9 protein-coding genes are annotated in these 7,901 nt (G+C 69.6%); 3 read left to right on the top strand and 6 right to left on the bottom strand.

What is annotated here, in order from left to right; translation table 11 throughout:
• On the top strand, positions 1 to 947 hold a 947-nt coding region (locus MBTS_RS08785; protein ID WP_425324818.1), incomplete at its 5' end, for a virginiamycin B lyase family protein.
• Between the two features lie 198 nt (positions 948 to 1,145).
• Here the strand turns inward: MBTS_RS08785 and dprA are convergent.
• The 6 genes from dprA to MBTS_RS08755 all read right to left on the bottom strand — a co-directional run bounded on the left by dprA (position 1,146) and on the right by MBTS_RS08755 (position 5,788).
• The gene (dprA, locus tag MBTS_RS08780) at positions 1,146 to 2,336 is read right to left on the bottom strand and encodes a DNA-processing protein DprA (protein ID WP_147832720.1); all 1,191 of its coding nucleotides are present in this window, start codon (positions 2,334 to 2,336) and stop codon (positions 1,146 to 1,148) included.
• 30 nt (positions 2,337 to 2,366) lie between these two features.
• A complete protein-coding gene (gene plsY / locus MBTS_RS08775; RefSeq protein ID WP_147832719.1) occupies positions 2,367 to 2,975 on the bottom strand; it encodes a glycerol-3-phosphate 1-O-acyltransferase PlsY in 609 nt (202 codons plus the stop codon).
• The gene (locus tag MBTS_RS08770; RefSeq protein WP_147832718.1) at positions 2,972 to 4,285 is read right to left on the bottom strand and encodes a dihydroorotase; all 1,314 of its coding nucleotides are present in this window, start codon (positions 4,283 to 4,285) and stop codon (positions 2,972 to 2,974) included. Before MBTS_RS08770 ends, plsY begins: the two co-directional genes overlap by 4 nt.
• Positions 4,286 to 4,349: 64 nt before the next feature.
• Complete coding sequence (locus MBTS_RS08765) at positions 4,350 to 4,580, bottom strand: hypothetical protein (RefSeq protein ID WP_147832717.1); 231 nt, start codon at positions 4,578 to 4,580, stop codon at positions 4,350 to 4,352.
• A 55-nt stretch (positions 4,581 to 4,635) separates the two neighbouring features.
• The gene (locus MBTS_RS08760) at positions 4,636 to 4,800 is read right to left on the bottom strand and encodes a hypothetical protein (protein ID WP_156629686.1); all 165 of its coding nucleotides are present in this window, start codon (positions 4,798 to 4,800) and stop codon (positions 4,636 to 4,638) included.
• A 43-nt stretch (positions 4,801 to 4,843) separates the two neighbouring features.
• Positions 4,844 to 5,788 carry an aspartate carbamoyltransferase catalytic subunit gene (locus MBTS_RS08755; protein WP_056149536.1) on the bottom strand — a complete coding sequence of 315 codons (945 nt, stop codon included), beginning with the start codon at positions 5,786 to 5,788 and terminating at the stop codon, positions 4,844 to 4,846.
• A gap of 190 nt (positions 5,789 to 5,978) precedes the next feature.
• Here MBTS_RS08755 and MBTS_RS08750 point away from each other — a divergent pair, with 190 nt between their 5' ends.
• Both MBTS_RS08750 and MBTS_RS08745 read left to right on the top strand, forming a co-directional pair.
• On the top strand, positions 5,979 to 6,884 hold the full coding sequence (locus MBTS_RS08750; RefSeq protein ID WP_147832716.1) for a cytochrome b/b6 domain-containing protein: 906 nt from the start codon (positions 5,979 to 5,981) through the stop codon (positions 6,882 to 6,884).
• Positions 6,881 to 7,714, top strand: coding sequence for a molybdopterin-binding protein (locus MBTS_RS08745; protein WP_192215429.1), 834 nt, complete (start codon positions 6,881 to 6,883; stop codon positions 7,712 to 7,714). The genes MBTS_RS08750 and MBTS_RS08745 overlap by 4 nt, the downstream gene beginning before the upstream one ends.
• Positions 7,715 to 7,901: the final 187 nt, after the last annotated feature.

The following is a 7,901-nucleotide window of genomic DNA, read 5'->3' as shown; positions in this document are numbered from 1 at the left end:
CCACAAGGGGGAGGAGAGTGGCGCAGGTCGTCGGCCTGCTCCTTACGCTGTTCACCGCCCCCGCCCTCGCCGACGAGGCCCTGGTCACGGCGCAGGGGGCCAACATTCTCGCCGTGGTCGATCTCGACACGCAGGTCGTCACCGCCCAGATCCCGGTGGACGGGGCGCCGGCCGGCATCGCCCTGTCGCCCGATCGCAAGACCGCCTACGTCACCCGCCCCGAGGGCCACGGCCTCGCCATCGTCGATCTCGACGCCCGCGCGGTGACGGGCACGCTCGCCCTGCCCGGCGGCCCGCTCGGCGTCGCCGTCAATCCGAAATCCGGGGCGGTCTACGTGGCCGACTGGTACGGCAGCCGGATCTTCGTGGTCTCGGCCGACGGTTCCAGGATCGAGACCGAGATCCAGGTGGGCGCCTCGCCCTCGGGCATCGCGGTGACGCCGGACGGCGCCACGATCCTGGTGGCCAACCGCGAGGGCAATTCCGTCTCCCTGGTCGATGCGGCCACCGCCACCGAGACGGTGAAGATCCCGGTGGGCGAGCACCCGTTCGGCATCACCCTCGATGAGACCGGCACCCGCGCCTACACCGCCAACGTCATGTCGAACGACGTCTCCGTCATCGATGTGGCCGGACGGCGGGAATTCGGCCGGGTCACCACCGGCGAGCGGCCCTATGTGGTGGCGCTGACCGCCACGCGGGGCTTCGTCACCGACCAGTATTCGAACACCGTGACGGTGTTCAACCTGAAGACCCTCACCAACGTGGCGGCCATCGAGGTGGGCGACCATCCGGAAGGCATCGCCGCCTCCCGCGACGGCAGCCTTCTCTACGTGACCAACTGGGGCTCGAACACCCTGGGCGTCATCGACGCGACGACGCTCAAGGTGATCAAGGACATCCCGGTGCCGGACGGCCCACGCTCGTTCGGGGACTTTTTGCGGTAGGGGGCGCATCCCCGCCGGCGGCGCATTCACACATGTCGCGGGATGCGCCGCCCTACCCTCCTCCCCCTTGTGGGGAGGAGTTGGAGGTGGGGGTGGTCGGGCGACCCTCGGCTTACGGAGGCTGGCGGAGCCACCCCCACTCCTGACCTCTCCCCACAAGGGGGAGAGGGACGCAAGAGGGACGGACACCCGTCCTCCCTACGACACCAGCGACACCGCTCCGCTGCCATGCCGCTCGATCCGGCCGTCGAGTTCGAGTTCCAGCAGCGTCGTCTGGACGATGCGCACACTGAGTCCCGCCGCGCGGGCGAGGTCGTCGGTGCCGATGGGGGTCGGGCTGAGATAGGCGATGAGGCGGGCGCGGTCGTCGGCGGGTTCCGCCTCCTCGGGCTCCAGACCCTCGATCTCCTCCTCCGCCTCGGGGGCCGGGCCGCCGATCCCGTCGAGCTCGTCCCAGAAGATCGGCGCGTCGGCGAGGTCGGGCCGGTCGAGGGCGAGCTGGCCGGTCCCCTGTTCGAAATCCCCGCGCCCGATCAGCGGCGCGATGGCGGAGGTGACGTGCTCCACCTCCGAGACCAGGGTCGCGCCCTGGCGGATGAGGTCGTTGGTGCCCTCGGCGCGCGGGTCGAGGGGCGAGCCCGGCACGGCGAAGACCTCCCTGCCCTGTTCCAGGGCGAAGCGCGCGGTGATGAGCGAGCCCGAGCGGCGCGCGGCCTCCACCACCACGGTGCCGTAGGCGAGGCCGGAGATGATGCGGTTGCGCCGGGGAAAGTCCCGGCCGCGGGGCTCCCAGCCCATGGGCATCTCGGCCAGCACCGCGCCGCCGGCATCGAGAATGCCCTCCACCAGGGCCTCGTGGTTGGCCGGATAGATCCGGTCCTGGCCGCCGGCGAGCACCGCCACCGTCCCCGAGCCCAGGGAGGCCTTGTGCGCGCGGGCATCGATGCCGCGCGCCAGCCCTGAGACCACGACGAGGCCGGCCTCGCCGAGGCCCCGCGCCAGACGCTCGGTGAAGCCGAGGCCGGCGGCCGAGGCGTTGCGGGAGCCGACGATGGCGATGGCGGGCCGGGAAAGGATCGCCGCCTGACCCCGGATCGCGATCAGGGGCGGCGCCGAATCGGCGGCCTGGAGCAGCTTGGGGTAATCGTCCTCGCCCATGGCCACGAGGCGGGCCCCGATCCTGGCCGCGGCCTCCAATTCGGCTTCCGCCTGCGCCCGCGTCACCGGCACGACGCGCTTGGCCCCGCGCTTCGCGAGGTCCGGCAGGGCTTCCAGCGCCGCGCCGGCTCCGCCGAAGCGGTTGATCAGGGTCCGGAAGGTGCGCGGGCCGACACCCTCGGTGCGGATCAACCGGAGCCAGTCGAGGCGCTGGGCGGGGTTGAGTTGCATGCCCCGGACCTCCTTCGACGGACTATCGGGTCAGCCCTTCTGCCCGATCCGCCCCTCGGAGCCGTCGAGCAGTCGGCGGATGTTGGGAGCGTGCTTCCACCATAGCAGGATCGCGAGCACGAGGAAGAGCAGCGCAACCGCAGGCTGTCCCGCCGCCCACAGGACGATGGGTGTCGCGGCCGAGGCGGCGAGCGCGGCGAGCGACGAGTATTTCAACGTGAAGGCGAGGCCGAGCCAGATCGCCGCGAAGGCGGCGAGGCCGATGGGGCTGAAGGCGAGGAGCACGCCGAGGAAAGTGGCGACTCCTTTGCCCCCCTTGAACCCGAGCCAGACCGAGAAGAGGTGGCCGAGGAAGGCGCCGAGCCCCGCCGCCAGAGCGGCACCCTCGCCGAAGCGGGCGGCCACCAGCACGGCGAGGGTGCCCTTCAGCGCATCGCCGAGCAGGGTCGCGGCGGCGAGCCCCTTGCGGCCGGTGCGCAGCACGTTGGTGGCGCCGATATTCCCCGAGCCGATGGCGCGGACGTCGCCGAGGCCGGCGAACCGCGTGACGATCAGCCCGAACGGGACCGAGCCGGCGAGATAGCCGCCGGCCAGACTCGCGAGCAGGAGCGGCCAGCCGGCATCGAGCAGAAGGGTCACGCCGCCGCCTCCGTACCCTGCACCGCCCGGAAGACGATGCGCCCGCCGACCATGGTCAGGATCGCCGCCCCCTGTAGCCGCGCCTCGTCGAAGGGCGAGTTCTTGGAGCGCGACTTGAGGCGCCGCTTGTCGAGCACGTAGGGCAGGTCGGGGTCGATCAGCACCAGATCGGCCGGCGCGCCGACGGCGAGGCGCCCGGCCTCGCGCCGCAGGATCGCCGCCGGGGTGACGGTGAGGGCCTCCAGCAGGCGAGGCAGCGCCACGTCGCCGGTATGGACGAGGCGCAGCGCCGCGCCGAGCAGGGTCTCGATGCCGAGCGCCCCATCGGCGGCCTCGGCGAAGGGCAGGCGCTTGGTCTCGACATCCTGAGGATTGTGATCGGAGACGATGACGTCGATCACCCCCTCGTTCAGGGCTTCCACCAAGGCGAGGCGGTCGGTCTCGTGCCGCAACGGCGGCGAGAGCCGGCAGAAGGTGCGATAATGGCCGATATCGCCCTCGTTGAGGACGAGGTTGTTCACCGAGGCGCCGCAGGTCACGGGCAGGCCGTCGTGCTTGGCCCGCCGCACGATCTCCACCGAATCGGCACAGGAGATCATGGCGGCGTGGTAGCGGCCGCCGGTGAGGCGCACGAGGCGGATGTCGCGCTCCAGCATCACCGTCTCGGCCTCCCGCGGGATGCCGACGAGGCCCAGCCGCGAGGCCATCTCGCCCTCGTTCATCACGCCCTCGCCGACGAGGTCGGGCTCCTCCACGTGCTGCATCAGCAGGGCGTCGAAATCGCGGGCATAGGTGAGGGCGCGGCGCATCACCTGGGCGTTGCGAACGGCCTTGAGGCCATCGGTGAAGGCGACGGCTCCCGCCTCCTGCAGCAGGCCGAACTCGGTCATCTCCTGGCCGGCCAGCCCCTTGGTGATGGCGGCGGCGGGCAGGACGGTGACGCAGGCCGTGTCGCGGGCGCGGCGCAGGACGAAATCGACGATGGCCGGCCCGTCGATGACCGGGTTGGTGTCCGGCATGCAGACCAGGGTGGTGACCCCGCCCGCCGCCGCCGCCGCGCTGGCGCTGGCCAAAGTCTCGCGGTGCTCGGCGCCCGGCTCGCCGACGAAGGCGCGGAGATCCATGAGGCCGGGGCTCAGGACATGCCCGCCGCAATCGACGATCTCTGCGCCCTCGGGGGCAGCGGGTGACGCGCCCCAGGCGATGTCGGCGATGCGGCCGTCGCGGACGAGGACATGCCCCGGCCCCTCACGGCTCGTGGCCGGATCGAGGAGGCTGGCGTTCATCAAGAGGAGAGGTCGAGAGATCATGGTGCAGCGTTATCGTGTGTTGGGCAGTCTTGCACCATGGAGCTTTCCACTGGCCGGTCGCGATTCATCGTGCCGCTCGACGTCTGTTGATGGCCCAACCCATCCAGCAAATGAGCCCGAACTGCAAAGCCAATAGCATCGGGGCGACTATGTCGCCTGACAGATCGAAAGCGATCCCAAGCGCTATCAATGCAAGGGCGCCGATAAAACCGGTGGCCATCCCGCGGAACAAGATGGTTGCCAAGTTGGGCGTATCGGTGAACCACCGCTCCAGCCAAAACCAGACACTCAGCATGTCGTCGGGGTTTCGCAACCCTCTCCATGGGAACGCGGCGTATGCGAATCTCGCCTCAATCGGCGGCCTCGCACCGAAGCTGCGCGGTGCCCGCCTGGTAGCGCCGCAGGTCACCGGCGCGCATGTTCTTGTGGTCGGCGCAGCAGCCATTCGCCTTGTGCGGCTTGCAGAGCAGGCAGCCGGCACGGGCGCTCTTGGGGCGTTTCCTTTTGTGGTGCATGGCAGCCTCCTGGGGATGGGGTGAAGCGCATGTGCCGTCACGCTCACGCGTTCGGCAGATGCGTCGCGAGGGCTTCGAGGACCGCCATGCGGACGGCGACCCCCATCTCCACCTGCTCGCGGATCAGGGATTGCGCCCCGTCGGCGATCTCTGACGAGATCTCGACGCCGCGGTTCATGGGTCCCGGATGCATCACCAGGGCGTCGGGCGCGGCCAGCGCCAGCTTCTCGGCATCGAGGCCGAAATAGCGGAAATACTCCTTCACCGAGGGGACGAAGGATCCGTTCATGCGCTCGCGCTGGAGCCGCAGCATCATCACGATGTCGCAGCCCTCGAGCCCCTTGCGCATGTCGGTGAAGACCTCGACGCCGAAGCGCTCGATCCCGGTGGGGAGCAGCGTCGAGGGGCCGATGACCCGCACGCGGGCGCCCATGGCCTGGAGCAGGATGATGTTGGAGCGGGCGACGCGGCTGTGCAGGACGTCGCCGCAGATCGCGACCCTCAAGCCCTCGATCCTCCCCTTGTTGCGGCGGATGGTGAGCGCGTCGAGGAGGGCCTGGGTCGGGTGCTCGTGGGCGCCGTCGCCGGCATTGACCACCGAACAATCGACCTTACGGGCCAGGAGATGCACGGCGCCGGCGGAGTGGTGGCGCACGACGATGATGTCGGGCCGCATGGCGTTGAGGGTGGCGGCCGTGTCGATGAGGGTCTCGCCCTTCTTCACCGAGGACGAGGCCACCGACATGTTCATGACGTCGGCGCCGAGACGCTTGCCCGCGAGTTCGAACGAACTCTGGGTGCGCGTCGAAGGCTCGAAGAACAGGTTGATCTGCGTGCGGCCGCGCAGGGTGGTGCGCTTCTTCTCCACCTGGCGGGAGAGGGACACGGCATCCTCCGCCCGGTCGAGGAGGGCCTCGATATCGGGGCGCGACAGCCCCTCGATGCCGAGAAGGTGCCGATGGGGGAAGGAGGCGGGTGCGACGGTCATTCTGAGACCATGGCTATAGGGAGGCGGACGGGGAGCGGCAAGGAGCGATGGGCCGGGGACCGGTCGCTTGCTGCCGCGGCGTGACGGGGGCGTGTAACCTTTCCGCCCCGTGGCTCGTAGTCTCCTTTAGAATGCGCCCTCCGGCTGACTCAGATGGGCGCGATTCGTGATCGAGGCCGGAGTCCGCCCCTTGGCAGCCAGCACGACGAGACGGCCCGACGAACGGATCGAGACGATCCGCCGCCGCTGGATCTTCCGCCACCCCGCGGTGATTCGGGCCGCCCACTGGATCAACCTCGTCTGCCTCGCCGTGCTGCTGATGAGCGGGCTGCAGATATTCAACGCCCATCCGGCCCTGTACTGGGGCTCGGCCTCGACCTTCGACGCGCCGCTCCTCGCCGTCACGAACGACGAGACGGCGGAGGGCGCGGCGCGAGGAATCGTCAGGATCGGCGATCACACGGTCGACACGACCGGCTGGCTCGGCCTCTCCACCGCGCAGGGACAGGCCACGGGCCGGGCCTTCCCCGCCTGGATCACCCTGCCGGCACACCAGGACCTCGCCACCGGGCGCCGCTGGCACTTCCTGTTCGCCTGGGCCTTCTTCATCAATGGGCTGATCTATCTCATCTACGGCATCGAGAGCGGCCAGCTGCGCCGCCGGATCGTGCCCCAGAGAGACCAGATCCGGCATCTCGGCGGCTCGATCCGCGAGCACCTCACCCTGACCTTCCCGAAGGGCGAGGAGGCCCGGCGCTACAACACGCTGCAGAAACTGAGCTACTTCGTCGTCATCGTCCTCCTCCTGCCGATGATGCTGCTCACGGGCCTCGCCATGTCGCCGGGTTTCAACGCCGTGCTGCCCCTGCCCGCCCTGTTCGGCGGCCGGCAATCGGCCCGGACCGTCCACTTCATCGTCACGAACCTGCTCGTGCTGTTCACCCTCGTCCACGTGGCGCTCGTGCTGGTCTCGGGGGCCTGGAACAACCTGCGCGGCATGGTCACCGGCTGGTTCGTCATCGAGACCACCAAGACCTCCGATCCGGGCAAGACTTCCTACCCTGGCAAGACCTCCTATCCGGGGAAGGGCCGATGACGCGCGCTCCCAACCGTCGCGGCATCCTCACCGGCGTGGCCGGCCTGCTGGGTTCCGCCGTCCTCGGCGGCTGCGATCGCATCGCCGGCAGCGATTGGGGCCGGCGCACGCTGAAGCTCGGGGAGGATGCCAACCTGTTCGTGCAGCGCCTCCTGCTGACGCCGACCTCCCTCGCCCACGAGTTCGACGAGGGCGACATCTCGCCCCGGTTCAAGCCGAACGGGACGATCGACCCTCCGGACGACGGCTACAAGGCCCTGGTGCAGGCCGGATTCGCGACCTTCAGACTGAGAGTCGACGGCCTCGTCGAACAGCCGCAGGACCTGTCCCTCGCGGACCTGCGTGCCCTGCCCTCGCGGACCCAGATCACCCGGCACGATTGCGTCGAGGGGTGGAGCGCCATCGGCAAATGGACGGGCGTCCCGCTCGGCGAAGTCCTGACCCGGGCGAGGCTGAAGCCGAACGCACGCTACGTCGTGTTCCATTGCGCCGACACGATGGAGATGGCCGGTGGCGGTCTCGAGGGCGGGGACGTGGCGGAGATAGAGGCCGGCGATGGCGGTCCGAACGGCCGTCCGATCCGGTACTACGAGAGCATCGACCTCACCGACGCCTTCCACCCGCAGACGATCCTGGCCTACGACATGAACGGCAAGGCCCTGCCCGTCTCGAACGGCGCCCCCTTGCGCCTGCGGGTCGAGCGCCAGCTCGGCTACAAACACGCCAAATACGTCATGCGGATCGAGGTGGTGGAGCGCCTGTCCGGGATCGGCGACGGCCGGGGCGGCTACTGGGAGGATCGCGGCTACGAATGGTATGCGGGGATCTGACGGGTACCGCATCTTGCAACGGCACCGCCTCCTCCCGATTTGACAACCCCGCGCCCTTGACCCACTTGTCCCCCACAAAGCGCCGGGCCGGCCATGGTGCCTGGCCACGTTCGAAGTCTTGCACACAATCTGTGAGTCCCGGTGGGAGAAACCCCGCCGGCTGCGAGTCCCGGCGGCAGCTCGGGCG

Origin of the sequence: Methylobacterium bullatum (assembly GCF_014845095.1) — a bacterium.
In the GTDB taxonomy this organism is placed as follows: domain Bacteria; phylum Pseudomonadota; class Alphaproteobacteria; order Rhizobiales; family Beijerinckiaceae; genus Methylobacterium; species Methylobacterium bullatum.
This window is presented reverse-complemented; position numbering and strand designations above follow the sequence as displayed.